The organism is Jujubicoccus corallicola, assembly GCF_047345645.1.
Taxonomy (GTDB): domain Bacteria; phylum Pseudomonadota; class Alphaproteobacteria; order Rhodobacterales; family Rhodobacteraceae; genus JBLEFH01.
In genome coordinates, this window is sequence record NZ_JBLEFH010000007.1 from 133161 (window position 1) to 149499 (window position 16339).

16 protein-coding genes are annotated in these 16339 nt (G+C 60.9%); 10 read left to right on the top strand and 6 right to left on the bottom strand.

All coding sequences use genetic code 11. The features are described from left to right. Positions 1 to 13 precede the first annotated feature (13 nt). Positions 14 to 988 (top strand): glutathione S-transferase family protein, encoded by a 975-nt coding sequence (locus tag ACMA5I_RS11635; RefSeq protein ID WP_525886440.1) that lies wholly within the window; start codon positions 14 to 16, stop codon positions 986 to 988. A 56-nt stretch (positions 989 to 1044) separates the two neighbouring features. On the opposite strand, the gene ACMA5I_RS11640 is transcribed toward ACMA5I_RS11635, so the two are convergent. After that, a complete protein-coding gene (locus ACMA5I_RS11640) occupies positions 1045 to 1557 on the bottom strand; it encodes a single-stranded DNA-binding protein (RefSeq protein WP_525886441.1) in 513 nt (170 codons plus the stop codon). Positions 1558 to 1856: 299 nt separating this feature from the next. Here ACMA5I_RS11640 and ACMA5I_RS11645 point away from each other — a divergent pair, with 299 nt between their 5' ends. The 3 genes from ACMA5I_RS11645 (at position 1857) to ACMA5I_RS11655 (ending at position 6006) form a co-directional block, all read left to right on the top strand. Next, positions 1857 to 2429, top strand: a complete 573-nt coding sequence (locus tag ACMA5I_RS11645; protein WP_525886442.1) for a lytic transglycosylase domain-containing protein — start codon at positions 1857 to 1859, stop codon at positions 2427 to 2429. A 127-nt stretch (positions 2430 to 2556) separates the two neighbouring features. Next, on the top strand, positions 2557 to 5391 hold the full coding sequence (gene uvrA / locus ACMA5I_RS11650) for an excinuclease ABC subunit UvrA (protein WP_525886443.1): 2835 nt from the start codon (positions 2557 to 2559) through the stop codon (positions 5389 to 5391). A 126-nt stretch (positions 5392 to 5517) separates the two neighbouring features. Then, positions 5518 to 6006 carry a hypothetical protein gene (locus tag ACMA5I_RS11655; protein ID WP_525886444.1) on the top strand — a complete coding sequence of 163 codons (489 nt, stop codon included), beginning with the start codon at positions 5518 to 5520 and terminating at the stop codon, positions 6004 to 6006. A 66-nt stretch (positions 6007 to 6072) separates the two neighbouring features. On the opposite strand, the gene mmsB is transcribed toward ACMA5I_RS11655, so the two are convergent. The 4 genes from mmsB to ACMA5I_RS11675 form a co-directional block, all read right to left on the bottom strand. Then, on the bottom strand, positions 6073 to 6945 hold the full coding sequence (gene mmsB, locus ACMA5I_RS11660; RefSeq protein WP_525886445.1) for a 3-hydroxyisobutyrate dehydrogenase: 873 nt from the start codon (positions 6943 to 6945) through the stop codon (positions 6073 to 6075). Then, positions 6942 to 7988, bottom strand: a complete 1047-nt coding sequence (locus tag ACMA5I_RS11665) for a 3-hydroxyisobutyryl-CoA hydrolase (RefSeq protein WP_525886446.1) — start codon at positions 7986 to 7988, stop codon at positions 6942 to 6944. The genes mmsB and ACMA5I_RS11665 overlap by 4 nt, the downstream gene beginning before the upstream one ends. Continuing rightward, positions 7981 to 9132: an acyl-CoA dehydrogenase family protein gene (locus ACMA5I_RS11670; protein ID WP_525886447.1), complete on the bottom strand. Its 1152-nt coding sequence runs from the start codon at positions 9130 to 9132 to the stop codon at positions 7981 to 7983. The genes ACMA5I_RS11665 and ACMA5I_RS11670 overlap by 8 nt, the downstream gene beginning before the upstream one ends. Positions 9133 to 9250: 118 nt before the next feature. Beyond that, the gene (locus ACMA5I_RS11675; RefSeq protein WP_525886448.1) at positions 9251 to 10750 is read right to left on the bottom strand and encodes a CoA-acylating methylmalonate-semialdehyde dehydrogenase; all 1500 of its coding nucleotides are present in this window, start codon (positions 10748 to 10750) and stop codon (positions 9251 to 9253) included. A 90-nt stretch (positions 10751 to 10840) separates the two neighbouring features. Here ACMA5I_RS11675 and ACMA5I_RS11680 point away from each other — a divergent pair, with 90 nt between their 5' ends. The 5 genes from ACMA5I_RS11680 to ACMA5I_RS11700 are packed head-to-tail and all read left to right on the top strand — an operon-like array spanning position 10841 to position 13883. After that, positions 10841 to 11746, top strand: coding sequence for a LysR family transcriptional regulator (locus tag ACMA5I_RS11680; RefSeq protein ID WP_525886449.1), 906 nt, complete (start codon positions 10841 to 10843; stop codon positions 11744 to 11746). 50 nt (positions 11747 to 11796) lie between these two features. Next, entirely contained in the window at positions 11797 to 12234 is a 438-nt protein-coding gene (locus tag ACMA5I_RS11685) for a CBS domain-containing protein (RefSeq protein WP_525886450.1), read from the top strand. A 58-nt stretch (positions 12235 to 12292) separates the two neighbouring features. Next, positions 12293 to 12796, top strand: a complete 504-nt coding sequence (gene coaD / locus ACMA5I_RS11690; protein WP_525886451.1) for a pantetheine-phosphate adenylyltransferase — start codon at positions 12293 to 12295, stop codon at positions 12794 to 12796. Positions 12797 to 12850: 54 nt separating this feature from the next. Then, positions 12851 to 13342, top strand: a complete 492-nt coding sequence (locus tag ACMA5I_RS11695; RefSeq protein ID WP_525886452.1) for a peptidylprolyl isomerase — start codon at positions 12851 to 12853, stop codon at positions 13340 to 13342. Then, positions 13332 to 13883 carry a peptidylprolyl isomerase gene (locus ACMA5I_RS11700; protein ID WP_525886453.1) on the top strand — a complete coding sequence of 184 codons (552 nt, stop codon included), beginning with the start codon at positions 13332 to 13334 and terminating at the stop codon, positions 13881 to 13883. Before ACMA5I_RS11695 ends, ACMA5I_RS11700 begins: the two co-directional genes overlap by 11 nt. 53 nt (positions 13884 to 13936) lie before the next feature. Here the strand turns inward: ACMA5I_RS11700 and tyrS are convergent, their stop codons facing one another. Continuing rightward, positions 13937 to 15166 (bottom strand): tyrosine--tRNA ligase, encoded by a 1230-nt coding sequence (gene tyrS / locus ACMA5I_RS11705; protein WP_525886454.1) that lies wholly within the window; start codon positions 15164 to 15166, stop codon positions 13937 to 13939. Positions 15167 to 15233: 67 nt separating this feature from the next. Between tyrS and ACMA5I_RS11710 the strand changes: the two genes are divergently transcribed. Continuing rightward, positions 15234 to 16307: an anhydro-N-acetylmuramic acid kinase gene (locus ACMA5I_RS11710; protein WP_525886455.1), complete on the top strand. Its 1074-nt coding sequence runs from the start codon at positions 15234 to 15236 to the stop codon at positions 16305 to 16307. Positions 16308 to 16339 lie beyond the last annotated feature (32 nt).

A 16339-nucleotide genomic window follows, 5' to 3' on the forward strand; every position in this document is an offset into this window, starting at 1 on the left:
GGAGCGAGGCGAGATGGGACAACTTGTGGACGGCGTCTGGCAGGACGTCTGGTATGACACCGAAAGCACCGGCGGGCGGTTCAAACGCACGACGACGGCCTGGCGGAACTGGATCACCAAGGACGGATCGCCAGGGCCGTCGGGGGAGGGCGGGTTTCCCGCCGAGAGCGGGCGCTATCATCTTTACGTCTGTCTGGCCTGCCCGTGGGCGCATCGAACGCTGATTTTCCGCGCGCTCAAGGGGCTCAATGATCATATCTCCGTCTCCGTGGTGCATCCCGATATGCTCAAGGAGGGCTGGGAGTTTCGCTCGGATTATCCCGGCGCGACCGGCGATGACCTCTTCGGCCTGCCGTATCTGCGCGACGTTTACCTCAAGGCGGACCCGAAGGCGTCTGGCCGCGTGACGGTGCCGGTGCTCTGGGACAAGGAGCGCGGCACGATTGTCAGCAATGAGAGCGCCGAGATCATCCGGATGCTCAACAGCGCCCTTAACGATTTGACGGGCAATCACGACGATTATTACCCCGAGGATCTACGCCCTGAGATCGAGCGGCTGAACGAGCGCATTTACAGCACGGTGAACAATGGCGTTTACAAAGCCGGGTTCGCGACCAGTCAGGAGGCCTATGACGAGGCGGTCGGCCCGCTTTTCGACAGTCTTGCCTGGCTGGAGGGGATTCTCGCTGAAAAACGTTACCTCACCGGCGACCGGCTGACCGAGGCGGATTGGCGGCTTTTCACCACGATGGTGCGCTTCGATCCGGTCTATCACACGCATTTCAAATGCAACCGAGCGTGGCTTCGCGAATATCCCAATCTCTGGGGCTGGACGCGGGAGCTTTACCAGATCCCCGGCATCGCAGAGACGGTGAGTTTCGACCATATCGTCCGGCATTATCACTACAGCCACGAGACAATTAACCCGCATCGGATCATCCCGATCAACCCGGTGATCGAATGGGGCGAGCCGCACGGGCGCGGATAAGTGAACACGAAAAGGGGGCCGAGACGCCCCCTTTTCAATGTGTTATGACGCGTTCCTCAGAACGGGATTTCGTCATCCATATCATTGCCATAATTGCCGCCGCCCTGCTGGCCGGACGAGCCCTGGCCGCCGCCTTGGCTGTAGCCGCCACCGCCGCCGCCACCATAGTTGCCGCCGCCCTGGTTGTAACCGCCACCCTGACCGCCGCCGCCTTCGCCGCGCCCGTCGAGCATGGTCAACGTGCCGTCGAACCCTTGCAGCACAACCTCGGTGGAATAGCGATCATTGCCCTGCTGATCCTGCCATTTACGGGTTTGCAACTTTCCTTCGATATAGACCTTCGAGCCCTTGCGCAGATATTGCTCCGCGACCCGAACCAGCCCTTCGGAGAAGATCGCGACCTGATGCCATTCGGTGCGCTCCCGGCGCTCACCGGTATTCTTGTCGCGCCAGTTCTCTGAGGTCGCGACGCGCAGATTCGCCACGCGCCCGCCATTGCCGAAGGTCCGCACTTCGGGATCGGCCCCGAGATTCCCGATCAGGATCACTTTGTTTACGCTTCCGGCCATGCCGTCCTCCATACGATTTTGCGCGACCATATCTTTCAGCGCCGATAACGCAAGCCCGAGCGCCAAGAATGCCTCGTTAATACATCGGCAAGTATTCGCCCATATCACCCTCCCGTGAGGGGCCCGTGAAACGTGATGATATCGAGTCTTGGAAAATCAGCAGCTTCTCGGTTAGTTTCTGATTATGCGATTCGTTTAAGAGTATCGTTAAACAGCCGGGACAGGGCGTGAGATCCTCCGGCGCGAATCGGTCCACTGGGCCACACAACCGCTCTCGGGCCGAAGCAAAAGAGGCATTTATGAAATCGAGCAAACTCACGCTGATCGCGCTGGTTCTGACTCTGGCAACCGCCGGGATCGCAGAGGCGCAGTCACGTATTTCTTCCACGGCGAACATGCTGATCTCTGGTCGGCTTGCTACCCAATACAACTCCAAACGGGCCGAATTGGTTCCCGGCGCGACGAACACCATGACGGTGCCGCCCGCTGTGATCCGCGGTGGCAGCAACAATGCCTATGTCCAGATGGCCCGCGCCTCGGCGCAGCGCTACGGCATTCCCGAGTCGATTTTCCTGCGTCTGGTGCAGGCTGAGTCGGCGTTCAACCCGCGCGCCCGCTCCCATGTCGGTGCCATGGGCCTCGCGCAGCTGATGCCCGGCACCGCCCGGATGCTCGGCGTCTCCAACCCGTGGGACCCGCAGCAGAACCTGAATGGCGGCGCGAAATATCTCGCGATGCAATACAACACCTTCCGCGACTGGCGCCTGGCGCTGGCGGCCTACAATGCCGGCCCGCAGAATGTGATCAAATATGGCGGCGTCCCGCCCTTCCGTGAGACGCAGAACTACGTCGTTAAAATTTTGGGCCGTTAAGCAAACTTACCCAAAAGACTGCACAGAGCCGCCTTCGGGCGGCTTTTTGTTTGTTCCTTTTTCGTTCTTTCCCGTTGGAATCCACGCGACATCTGCCTAAGTTACGGCGAGGTTAACGGAGGCAGGCATGGCCGAGCTGAAAAATATCGAGATTCGCGGCGCGCGTGAACACAATCTCAAAGGCATCGACATCGACATCCCCCGCGACAAGCTTGTCGTGATCACGGGGCTGTCCGGCTCGGGCAAATCCTCGCTCGCCTTCGATACGGTCTATGCGGAAGGGCAGCGCCGCTATGTCGAGTCGCTCTCGGCCTATGCGCGGCAATTCCTTGATATGATGCAGAAACCCGATGTGGATCACATCTCGGGCCTCTCGCCTGCGATCTCGATTGAGCAGAAAACCACATCGAAGAACCCGCGCTCGACCGTAGGCACCGTGACCGAGATTTACGACTATATGCGCCTTCTCTTCGCCCGCGCTGGCACGCCCTACAGCCCGGCGACCGGCCTGCCCATCGAGGCGCAGCAGGTCTCCGACATGGTGGACCGGATCATGGCGATGGAGGAGGGCACCCGCGCCTATCTGCTGGCCCCGATCATCCGCGACCGGAAGGGCGAATATAAGAAGGAATTTCAGGAACTTCGGAAACAGGGTTTCCAGCGCGTGAAGGTGGATGGCGAATTCTACGAAATCGACGACGCGCCAAAACTCGACAAGAAATTCCGCCATAATATTGATGTGGTGGTCGACCGGATCGTGGTGAAGGAAGGTCTCGAGACGCGGCTCGCTGACAGTCTGCGCACAGCGCTGGACCTCGCCGACGGGATCGCGATTCTGGAAACCGCGCCGCGGGAAGGTGAGCCGGAGCGCACGACGTTTTCAGAGAATTTCGCCTGTCCGGTGTCGGGCTTTACCATTCCCGAGATTGAACCGCGTCTCTTCTCCTTCAACGCACCCTTCGGGGCTTGTCCCGCCTGTGACGGTCTCGGCGTCGAGCTCTTTTTCGACGAGCGGCTGATCGTGCCGGACGGCGCGTTAACCTTGCTGAAGGGCGCGATTGCCCCTTGGGCGCGCTCGAAATCGCCGTACTTCACCCAAACTATCGAAGCCCTTGCAAAGCATTACGGTTTCGCAATGAAGACCGCTTGGGCGGATCTGCCCGATGAGGTGAAACAGGTCTTTCTCTACGGCTCTGGCGATCAGAAGATTAAGTTTCGTTACGACGAGGGCGGGCGCGTTTACGAAGTGACGCGGCCTTTCGAAGGCGTGATCCCGAATATGGAGCGCCGTTACCGCCAGACGGACTCGAACTGGGTCCGCGAAGAGTTTGAACGTTATCAGAATAATCGCCCCTGCGGGGTCTGCCATGGCTACCGTCTGCGCGAGGAAGCGCGTGCGGTGAAAATCGCCGGGCTGCATGTGGGCGAGGTGGTTCAGCAGTCGATCCGCGAGGCGCTGGACTGGGTCGATGAGGTGCCGAACCAACTCGGCCCCCAGAAGAATGAGATCGCCCGCGCCATCTTGAAGGAAATCCGCGAACGTCTTGGTTTCCTTGTGAATGTTGGCCTCGACTACCTCACCCTTGCGCGCAATTCCGGCACGCTGTCGGGCGGCGAGAGCCAGCGGATTCGTCTCGCCAGCCAGATCGGTTCGGGGCTGACGGGCGTGCTTTATGTGCTCGATGAGCCATCGATTGGGCTGCATCAGCGCGACAATGGGCGCTTGCTGACGACCCTGAAAAACCTGCGGGATCAAGGCAATACGGTGCTTGTCGTCGAACATGATGAGGAGGCGATCCGTGAGGCTGATCATGTGATCGACATCGGCCTTGGCGCGGGTGTCCATGGCGGTTCAGTGATCGCGCAAGGCACGCCAAAGCAGATCGCGAAGTCCAAGGAAAGCATTACGGGTCAGTATCTTACGGGGAAACGTTCGATCCCGATTCCGGCGGAGCGGCGTAAGGGGAACGGGAAATCCGTTAAGGTTTATGGTGCGACCGGGAACAACCTGAAGGACGTGACCGCAGAATTTCCGCTTGGGAATTTCACTTGTATTACGGGGGTTTCCGGCGGCGGTAAGTCCACGCTAACCATCGAAACACTTTTCAAAACCGCGTCCATGCGGCTCAACGGTGCGCGCCAGACACCTGCGCCGTGCGACAAGGTGACGGGGCTAGAGCATCTCGACAAGGTCATCGACATTGACCAAAGCCCCATCGGCCGGACTCCGCGTTCAAATCCAGCGACTTACACCGGCGCCTTCACACCGATCCGCGACTGGTTTGCGGGGCTGCCGGAGGCGAAAGCGCGTGGTTACAAGCCGGGGCGGTTCTCTTTCAATGTGAAGGGCGGGCGCTGTGAGAATTGTCAGGGCGACGGTGTCATCAAGATCGAGATGCATTTTTTACCCGATGTTTACGTGACCTGTGAAAGCTGTAAGGGAGCGCGCTACAATCGGGAAACGCTGGAGATCAAATATAAGGGCAAAAGCATCGCGGATGTGCTGGATATGACCGTTGAGGATGCGGAGAAATTCTTCGACGCGGTGCCGTCCATCCGGGAAAAAATGACGACTCTGATGCGCGTTGGCCTTGGCTATATAAAGGTGGGCCAGCAGGCGACGACGCTGTCGGGCGGCGAGGCGCAGCGGGTGAAGCTGTCGAAAGAGCTTGCGAAACGGGCTACGGGGCGGACGCTCTATATCCTTGACGAGCCGACGACGGGGCTGCATTTCGAGGATGTCCGCAAGCTGCTCGAAGTGCTGCATGAGCTGGTGGAGCAGGGCAATTCGGTGATCGTCATCGAGCATAATCTCGATGTGATCAAAACCGCGGACCATATCATCGATATCGGTCCCGAGGGCGGCGATGGCGGCGGGCGGATCGTCGCGACGGGCACGCCAGAAGAGGTTGCAAAGGTGAAAGAAAGCCACACGGGCAGTTACTTAAAAGAGATGCTTTAAGTAAAATTGTACGTAGTAAATGCGCAATTTTTTGCCATGTGACAGGACCGTGAGGCCGCGGCATCTGGCACTGCTTCTTATGAGTGTTAGCTTCGTCTTGCTTAAGTGAACATAAGGAGTTCCAAGATGCAAAACGGAGTGAAAACGACGGCTCTTCTGGCAGGTCTGTTGGCTGGCGGCGCGGCCTTCGCGCAGGACACGAACACCATCGAAGACGCCGTTCCCGAAGGTGCTGTAACGATGGAACCACAGTCGGCGGAAGAGGTCGCAACCCTTGCCGAGCAGCTCGCCAACATCCCCGAGAGCCAGATTGCGACGACCGAGAGCATTGCTTCGCAGCTCACCGCGCAGGGTTTCGCGGTTGAAACCGTCGCCGAGCAGGAGGGCCTGATCGCGGTCGTCGCGTCGCGCGGCGATGAGACCCGCGAGATGATGTATGACACCAATGCCGGGGCGTTCGCGGTCGATCGCTACCGCGCGGCGCCGGATGGCGAATGGCAGGATGTGAACGCAATGGGCATGCCCGCTGTCACGGAAATGCCGGCCGAAGAAACCCCGATGGAAGAGGCCGCTGAAGAGAACGCTGAGGTCGCTCAAGAGGGTCTGACCGAGTAAGGTCTCTTGCGAATAAAAGAAAAAGGGCGGGTGTGATCCCGCCCTTTTTATTTGGCTATCAGGCCGTTAGCTGCGGCTTCGCGCCTGGAAGCGGGGCAGCATAGCGGAGAAATCGCGGCCCTTGCCGTCCTCATTTTCGACAAATTGCGCGTAGAGATCCGTGGCGGCTTTGCCCATGGGCGTGTCCGCATCCGCATTTTCCGCCGCCTGTTGCGCGAGGCGCAGGTCTTTGAGCATCAGATCCGCCGCGAAACCGGGTTTGTAATCGTTATCGGCGGGCGAGGTCGGGCCGACGCCGGGGGCGGGGCAGTAGGTGTTGAGCGACCAGCAGGAGCCTGAGCTGGTCGAGGCCACGTCGAACATAGCCTGCGGGTCAAGGCCGAGCTTTTCCGCAAGGTTAAAGGCTTCGCAGACGCCGATCATCGAGATGCCGAGGATCATGTTGTTGCAGATTTTGGCCGCCTGACCGTTTCCGGATGGGCCGCAATGCACCGCTTTCTGGCCCATGATGTCGAAAAGCGGGCGCGCTTCCGCCATCGCCGCGTCGCTGCCGCCCGCCATGAAGGTCAGCGTGCCGCCATCCGCGCCGCCGATCCCTCCGGAGACCGGCGCATCGACGGGTTTGAGCCCGGCCTTTTCCGCCATCTCGGCGGCGGCGCGGGCGGAGGCGACATCGACGGTCGAGCAGTCGATCATCAGCGTGCCGTCCGCCGCAACAGGCACGATCTCATCGTAAACACTGCGCAAAATCTCGCCATTCGGGAGCATGGTGATGACCGCATCGCGGCCGCTCGCAGCCTCGGCGGCGGTTTCGGCCTTGCTCACGCCGTCGGGCATCGGTGCAGCGACGTCAAACCCGACGACCTCATGACCCGCCACCGCAAGATTGCGCGCCATCGGGCCGCCCATATTTCCAAGTCCGATAAATCCGATCTTCATGATACCTCCGGCAACTCCAGTTCGCCATCGTCCGGCGCGGCCAGCATGGCGTTGACTTCATCTTCGGTGACCGCTTCGGGCCGGTCATGCGACCAGCGCGGCGCCCCGTCTTTGTCGACAAGTTTGGCGCGCACGCCCTCGTCAAAATCCCCATGCTCCTGCGCGCGGGAGGTGAAGCGATATTCCCGGCGGAGCGCGTCGCGGATGCAGCCCGTCCGGCCCTCGCGCACCAGCGACAGGGTCGAGGCGAGCGAGAGCGGCGACATGCTGCGGATCTTCTCGACGGTGCGTTCGGCGAGCTCCGGTTTCTCCTCATCGCCTTCCAGCGAGGTCAGAATCTCCTTGAGATCGCCGCCGCTGAAATGCGTCTCCAGCCACGCCTCATCAGGCAGGGTGCGGGCCGGACGCTCGGCGGAGAAGTCGGAGATCACGGCAGGATCGCCAGTCTCGATCAGCTTGGTCTTGAGATCGTCCCATCTCTCGTAAGGCACGAAATCATCTGCAAATTCGGCGTAAATCGCGTCGGCAGCGTTCATCTGCCCGGCGGTCAGGCCGAGATATTCACCGACCCGTCCCGGCGCTTGCGCGAGCCGGTAGGAGCCGCCCACATCGGGGATCAGGCCGATGCCGACCTCGGGCATGGCGACCCGGCTCGACTCGCAGACCACGCGGTGCGCCGCATGGCCGCCGATGCCGACGCCGCCGCCCATCACATAGCCTTGCATCATGGCGACGATGGGTTTCGGGTAGCCCGCGATCAGCGCGTTCATCCGATACTCGTCGCGCCAGAATTTGCGGCCCGTCTCGTGATCATTCTCGTCTTTGCTGGCCCGGTAGAGCCCGACGATATCGCCGCCCGCACAGAACGCCTTGTCGCCCGCGCTGTCGATCAGCACCAGCTCGACCGCGTCGTCCTCTTGCCAATCCAAGAGCGCCTGCTCGATAGCGAGCGCCATCTCGTGAGTTAGCGCATTCAGCGCCTTTTCGCGGGTGAGCGTGATGCGGCCTGCGCGGCCTTCCGTGCGAATATTGATGTCAGCCATGTCCTGCCTCTTTGAGAAGGGCGCGGGCTGTAATCAGGCGCATGATTTCATTGGTGCCTTCAAGAATCTGGTGGACACGCAAATCACGCACGAGTTTTTCCACGCCATAATCGGCAAGGTAGCCATAGCCGCCGTGAAGTTGAAGGGCCTGATTGGCCACATCGAAGGCGGTGTCGGTCACATAACGTTTTGCCATGGCGCAATATTTCGTCGCATCGGGCGCGCCGCTGTCGTATTTCCACGCGGCTTGGCGCAGGAACACACGGGCCGATTGCAGCGCGATTTCCATATCGGCGAGGCGGAATTGCAGGGCCTGAAACTGGTCGAGCGTTTGGCCGAAAGCCTTGCGCTCGCCCATATAGGCCACGGCTTTGTCGAGTGCGGCCTGCGCGCCGCCAAGCGCGGAGGCGGCGATATTGAGGCGCCCGCCATCGAGCCCGCCCATGGCATATTTGAACCCTTCGCCCTCATTGCCGAGCAGGTTTTCGAGCGGCACTTTGCAATCGTCGAACTGCACTTCCGAGGTCGGCTGTGCGCGCCAGCCCATTTTGTCCTCCAGCGCGCCGAAGCCGAGACCGTCCGTCCCGTCCTCCACGATGATCGCGGAAATGCCCTTGGGACCGGCATCGCCCGTGCGAACCATGCAGATATAGGCGTCGGAATAGCTACCGCCGGAGATGAAGCTTTTGGTGCCGTTCAGCGTGTAGCCGTCATTGCCCTTGGCCGCCTTGGTGCGCAGCGCGGCGGCGTCGGAGCCGCTGCCCGGTTCGGTAAGGCAGTAGGAGAGCACGATTTCCATGGTCATCGCGCCCGGCAGGAAGCGCTCGCGCATCTCCTCGGAGCCGTATTTGGAGATCATCGCGGCGCACATATTATGGATGGAAATGAAGCTCGCCACGGCGGGGCAGGCCATGGAGAGCGCTTCAAACACCAGCGTCGCGTCGAGCCGCGTCAGCCCCGTGCCGCCATGCTCTTCAGGCACGTAAAGACCGCCAAAGCCAAGCTCGGCGGCTTCCTTCAAAATCTCGCGGGGGATGGTGCCTTGCTTCTCCCACTCCAGCGCATGAGGGGCGATCCGCGTCTGGCCAAAATCCTTGGCCATGTCAAAAATGGCCTGCTGCTCCTCGGTGAGCGCAAAATCCATATCTCTCTCCCTGTCCTGTTTTGACGTTTTGGTAACGCCTGATTGTTGCGAGAGTGTTTCACCCTCGAAGGGCAACCGGCCGGGAATGCCGCCCGGTGCAAAATGGTGGCGGTGAGGCTTAGTCCATCACCGGCATGGAGAAGCTGGAGCCTTCCTTCACGCCCGACGGCCAGCGCGCGGTCACGGTTTTCGTCTTGGTGAAGAATTTGAACGCATCCGGCCCGTGCTGGTTCAGATCGCCAAAGGCCGATTTCTTCCAGCCGCCGAAGGTGTGATAGGCCAGCGGCACCGGGATCGGCACATTGATCCCGACCATGCCGACATTCACCTTGGAGGCAAAATCGCGGGCCGTGTCGCCGTCGCGGGTGAAGATCGCGGTGCCATTGCCATATTCATGGTCCATGGTGATTTTCAGCGCTTCTTCATAGGTTTCCGCGCGCACGGTGGAGAGGACCGGGCCGAAGATTTCCTGACGGTAGATCTCCATATCGGTGGTCACGTTGTCGAACAGGCAGGGGCCGACGAAGAAGCCGTCCTCATAGCCCTGAAGCTTGAAATCGCGGCCATCGACGACGAGATTCGCGCCTTGCTCGATCCCGGTCTCGACGAGGCCGAGGATTTTCTCCTGCGCCGCCTTGGTCACGACCGGGCCGTAATCCACATCGTCGCCTGCGGTGTAAGGGCCGACCTTGAGCGCTTCGACACGCGGTTTCAGCGCCTCGATCAAACGGTCCGCGGTTTCATCGCCCACAGGCACCGCCACGGAAATCGCCATGCAGCGCTCGCCCGCCGCGCCGAAACCGGCACCAACCAGCGCGTCTGCGGTTTGTTCCATATCGGCGTCGGGCATGACGATCATATGGTTCTTCGCGCCGCCGAAACACTGCACGCGCTTGCCGTTCGCACAGCCGCGCGAATAGATATATTCCGCAATCGGGGTCGAGCCGACAAAGCCGATCGCCGCGATGTCCTCATTGTCGAGGATCGCATCCACCGCATCCTTGTCGCCATGGACGACTTGAAGCACACCCTTGGGCAGACCCGCTTCGGTCAGCAGTTCGGCCAGCATCACCGGCACGGAGGGATCGCGCTCGGACGGCTTGAGGATAAAGCTGTTGCCCGCCGCGATGGCCGGAGCGAATTGCCACATCGGGATCATCGCCGGGAAGTTGAAGGGCGAGATGCCTGCGGCGACGCCAAGCGGCTGACGCATGGAATACATGTCGATGCCCGGACCCGCGCCATCGGTGAACTCACCTTTCATGAAATGCGGCGCGGCGATGCAGAACTCGACCACTTCGAGGCCGCGCTGCACATCACCCTTCGCATCGGGGAAGGTCTTGCCATGCTCGGAGGAGAGCTTCTCCGCCAGCTTGTCCATATCGCGGTTCAGCAGATCGACAAAACGCATCAGCACACGGGCGCGGCGCTGCGGGTTGGTCGCACCCCAACCGATTTGCGCGGCCTTTGCGGAGGCGATGGCGGCGTCCATCTCGTCCTTGCTCGCGAGCGGGCATTTCGCCTGCACTTCGCCCGTGGCCGGGTTGAAAACATCGCTGAAATTGCTCGATTTACCGGCAACGCGCTCACCGTCGATGAAATGGCTGATCTCGTCCATGGGGTCCTCCCGTTTGGTGTGATTTAAGGGCAGGATAGGGGTGCAATTCTGCTTGCGGAAGAGGGAATATCGCGGCACTCTTTTGCAATTATGCAAAACGTCCTCAATCTGAAATGGGATGATCTGCGGATCTTTCTGGCCGTGGCGCGCTCGGGGAGCCTGAGTGCGGCAGGCAAGCAACTGGCGGTGGATCCGGCGACGGTCGGGCGGCGGATAAGCGCGCTCGAGGCGGCGCTGGCGACGCGGCTCTTTACCCGCAGCGCGCAAGGCTACAGCGTGACCGAAGCCGGGCAGGGGCTGCGCCGCCACGCCCGCGCCATGGAAAAAGCCGCCCGCGAGATCGAGGCGGAAAGCCATGCGGGCGAGCGGCGGCTCTCGGGCAAAGTGCGGATCGGCGCCCCCGATGGGGTGGCAACGGCGCTGCTGCCGAAGGCGCTGGCGCGGCTCGCGCCCGATTATCCCGCGCTGGAATTTCAACTGCTGGCCCTGCCGCGCGCCGTCAACCTCACCAAGCGCGAGGCGGATCTGGCCATCGGCGTCTCTCCGGCGGAGACGGACCGGCTGATTTCCACCCCGATCACCGAATACCGCCTCCACTGCTATGCGAGCCGCGATTTTCTCGCCCGCCAGCCCGTGCAGATGCCCGAAGATCTCGCCGCGCTCGACCTTGTGGGCTATGTCCCCGACCTGATTTTCGACAAGGCGCTCGACTATCTCGGCCTCTTAGGCGGCGAGAGCGCGCGTTTTGCCGCATCGGGGGCGGTGGTTCAGTATGAATTGGTTAAGGCGGGCGTCGGGCCGGGCATTCTCCATGATTTTCTGGTCCGCCCCGAAGATGGGCTGGCCCAGCTTTTTACCGATAAAATCAGCATCTCGCGCCATTACTACATGATCCGCCATGCCGACGACGTGCGGGCCCGCGCGCTCAGCCGTTTTGCCACGGATCTCGCCCGCGAAATCGGGCGCGCGATTGCCGGGGACCTCACGGGGGATTGACACAAATCCGCCTGCGGCCCAATCTTTTTGAAACTGTTGAGGAGGCGTCCATGCTGTTGGTCCAACACATTGTTTCCGGTCAAAGCGGCCGTGATCTTATCACCGTCAAGAAATCGGACAGCGTGGAGGATGCGGCCAAGGTGCTGTCCGAACACCGCATCGGGGCGCTGGTCGTGACCGAAGATGGCAAAACGCTGGAAGGCATTTTGTCCGAGCGCGACATCGTGCGCGAGATCGGCAAAACCGGCGGCGCGAGCCTGAGCGAGCCGGTGGAAAGCCTGATGACCAAAGAGGTCAAGACCTGCGAGCCAGGCATGTCGCTCCTGCGGGTGCTGCGGATGATGACCGATGGCCGGTTTCGCCACCTGCCCGTCGTGCAGGACGGCGAGCTGAAAGGCGTCGTCTCCATCGGTGATGTGGTCAAGGCGCGGATCGACGAGATCCAGGCCGAGAACCAGGCCATGACCGACATGCTTTCGGGTCGCTGATCGCTTGACCTCGCGGTCAAATTCATATTGCTTTCCAGAGAATTAAAGCGAGGAACTCATGCGCACAGGTCTCTATCCCGGCACCTTCGACCCGATCACCCTCGGCCATAAGGACATTATCACCCGTGCGGCGGGCCTTGTGGAGCGTCTGGTGATTGGCGTGGCGATCAACCGCGACAAGGGGCCGCTTTTCAGCCTTGAGGAGCGCGTGGCGATGGTCGAGGCCGAATGTGCGCCGATTGCCGAGGAAAAGGGCGTCGAGATCGTCGTGCATCCGTTCGAAAATCTGCTGGTGCACTGCGCCGAGGATGTGGGGGCGGATCTCATTATTCGCGGCCTGCGCGCCGTGGCGGATTTCGAATATGAATTCCAGATGGTGGGCATGAATCGCGAGCTGAACAGCGATATTGAAACCGTGTTCCTCATGTCCGACACGCGCTATCAAGCCATCGCCTCGCGTCTCGTGAAGGAAATCGCCCGGCTTGGCGGGGATATCGCCCCCTTCGTGACCCCCGATGTGCGCGACGCGCTGCATGAGAAATTCGGGATTCATCAAAGCTAAGGCTTTGACCTCAGACCTCCTGACCCTTATCTGCGATGTGAAGAAGGAGAAACCATGAGCGAAAAACTGTTTATCGAACTCAAGGATGGCACGGTCGAGATCGAACTGCTGCCCGATGTGGCCCCCAAACATGTTGAGCGCATCAAGGCGCTGGCGGAAGCGGGCGAATATGACAATGTGGCTTTCCACCGCGTGATTGACGGCTTCATGGCCCAGACCGGCGATGTGGAGAATGGCGACATGGAGGACGGGTTCAACCTGCGCCGCGCCGGGACGGGCGGATCGGACCAGCCGGATCTGCCGGCGGAATTTTCCAAGCTGCCCTTTGATCGCGGTGTCTGCGGCATGGCACGCTCGTCGAACCCCAATAGCGGCAATTCGCAGTTTTTCATCATGTTCGATGAGGGCCATTTCCTGAACGGGCAATATACCGTGTGGGGCCGGGTCACGAGCGGCATGGAATTCGTGGACAAGATCCAGCGCGGCGAGCCGCCTGCGAACCCCGATCGGATGATCCGCGTAACCGTGGGCGGCGATGGTGCGTAATCTCGTTCTCGCAGCCCTCGCCGCGCCGAGCCTTGCCTTTGCCGAGCCGTCTCTGCTCATCGATCTTGGCGGTGAGGTTGAGGGGCAGATCACCATCGAGCTCGATTCCGAAAACGCGCCTGGCCATGCCGAACGCCTCGTCGCGCTGGCCCGTTCGGGTGAGTATGACGGGATTGCCTTTCACCGGGTGATCGACGGGTTCATGGCGCAAACCGGCGACGTGCAGTTTGGCCGGATCGACAGCTATGATCCGCGCCGTGCGGGCCGTGGCGGTTCCGATCTACCGAATCTCGATGCGGAATTTGGCGGCGAATTCACCCGCGGCGCGGTCGGCATGGCGCGCGCGGCGGATCAGAACAGCGCCAACTCGCAGTTCTTCATCATGTTCGATGAAGCGCCGTATCTGAATGGGCAATATACCGTCGTCGGTTATGTGACTGAAGGCATGGAGCTGGTCGATCAGATCGCCAAGGGGGATCAGGCCCGCAATGGTACGGTCGATGAGCCGGACTTTATGGAAACTGTGACAGTTGTTGAATAACTTAGCCGCCACTTTAAAAGTGAAAAGCCCCGCAATTTCGCGGGGCTTTTTTGTTATTCGGGCGTCACCAGCGCGTGGCGCTTCTTGCCCGCGCTCAGCTTGATTTGCTGTTTGAGATCAACCATCTGTCCGGCATCGTTCACTTGAACATCGTCAATCTTCGCGCCACCTTCGGAAATCAGGCGCTTGGCTTCCTTGCCGGACTTCACCAGCCCCGATTGCACGAAAAGCTGCGCGACGCTGATCTCGCCCGAGGGAAGCGCAACGCTTGGCAGATCCCCGCCAACGCCGCCTTTCTCGAACACCTCGCGCGCGGTCTCTTCCGCCGCCAGCGCGGCTTCCGCGCCGTGGCAAAGGGTCGTCACCTCATTGGCCAGCACGATCTTCGCGTCGTTGATCTCGGAGCCGCCAAGCGCGCCGAGCCGCTCGCATTCGTCCACCGGCAGTTCGGTATAGAGCTTGAGGAACCGCCCGACATCCGCATCGGTCGTGTTCCGCCAGAACTGCCAGAACTCGTAAGGGCTGCGCATATCCGCGTTGAGCCAGACCGCGCCGTCCTGCGATTTGCCCATCTTTTTGCCGTCCGAGGTGGTCAGCAGCGGCGAGGTCAGGCCATAGACCTCATTGCCATCAACACGGCGCGTCAGGTCGATCCCGTTAACGATATTGCCCCATTGATCCGAGCCGCCCATTTGCAGCTTCACGCCGTAGCGGCGATTTAGCTCCATGAAATCATAGGCTTGCAGGATCATGTAGTTGAATTCGAGGAAGGAGAGCGACTGCTCCCGCTCCATGCGCTGCTTGACGCTCTCGAAACTCAGCATCCGGTTGACCGAGAAATGGCGGCCAATATCACGCAGGAATTCCAGATAGTTGAGCCCGCCCAGCCATTCGTCATTGTCGAGCATCACCGCATCAGAATCTGCGTCGCCAAACTGGACGTATTTCTCGAAAACCGACGCAATCCCCGCCTTGTTTTCGGCAATCACATCCATCGTCATCAGCCCGCGCGCCTCGTCGCGGAAGCTCGGATCGCCCACTTTCGACGTCCCGCCGCCCATCAGAACAACCGGCTTATGCCCGTGTTTTTGCAGCCAACGCAGCATCATGATCTGGATGAGGGAGCCGACATGGAGCGATTTCGCCGTCGCATCGAAGCCGATATAGCCGGGAACGGTGCCGGCCATCAGCGCTGCGTCCAGATGTTCGAGATCCGTGCAGTCCTGCATATAGCCGCGCGTGATCATTTCGTTCAAAAATCCGCTTTTGGGCTTGAATGTCATCGCGTCACCTCATCAATTTGGTGGCTGACCTTTAGGGGCTTTGGACGCAAAAGGGAAGGGATTGCGGATGCGGGTGATCGGTCTGATGAGCGGAACCTCTGCGGATGGCGTCGATGCGGCGCTAATCGAGACGGATGGGCGGGACCGGATCGATTTTCTGAAGGTGGCGAGCCGGACATTCTCGCCAGATGAAACCGCCGCGATCCGTGCCGGGATGGGGGCGTGGGACGCAGCGCCCGCGCTGGAGGCGATGATCCGCGCGGCGCATGTCGAGGCGGTGCGGATTCTGCCCGAGGCGGAGCTTGTCGGCTTTCATGGCCAAACCCTCAACCATGCGCCGCCCTTTACCTTTCAGCTTGGCGATGGCGAAGCGCTGGCGGCTGATCTTGGCGTTCCGGTCGTCTGGGATTTTCGCACCGCCGATGTGCGCGCAGGCGGTCAGGGCGCGCCGCTCGCCCCGTTTTACCATTTCGCGCTGGCCCGCAAGATCGGGGCGGAGGCGCCCGTGGCCTTCCTCAATCTTGGCGGGGTTGGGAATGTCACATGGCTCGATCCACGCAAACCGGCCCCGGAAGAGGAGGGCGCGCTGATCGCCTTCGACACCGGCCCGGCCAATGCGCTCCTCAATGATTTTATGACGCAGCGCCAGGGCAAGGCATTTGACGAAGAGGGCCGTCTCGCGGCGCGCGGGCGGGTGGCGCAGGGGATATTTGGCGATCTCGACGGGCATCTCTATCTCGCCAAACCCGGCCCGAAGTCGCTGGATCGCAATGATTTTCACGGGCTGATGCAGGTGACGGACGGGCTTTCGGATGAGGATGGCGCGGCGACTCTCACCGCCATTACCGCCCATTGCGTGGCCCGCGCGATGGAGCATATGCCGGCGCGGCCCGAAAGGTGGCTGGTCTGCGGCGGCGGGCGGAAAAACGCGGCGATGATGGGGATGATCGCGGATTTCTCCGGCGTGCCGGCGGTGGCGGTCGAGCATGTCGGGCTTGATGGCGACATGCTGGAGGCGCAGGCCTTTGCTTATCTCGCCGCACGCGTGGCGCTTGGCTTGCCGACCTCCGCGCCCGGATCGACCGGGGTGCGCACCCCGACCAGCGGCGGCATTATCTCAGGGCAATTAACCGAATCCTAAACTGTGTTATAGTTAATAGAGATGAGGTGTAT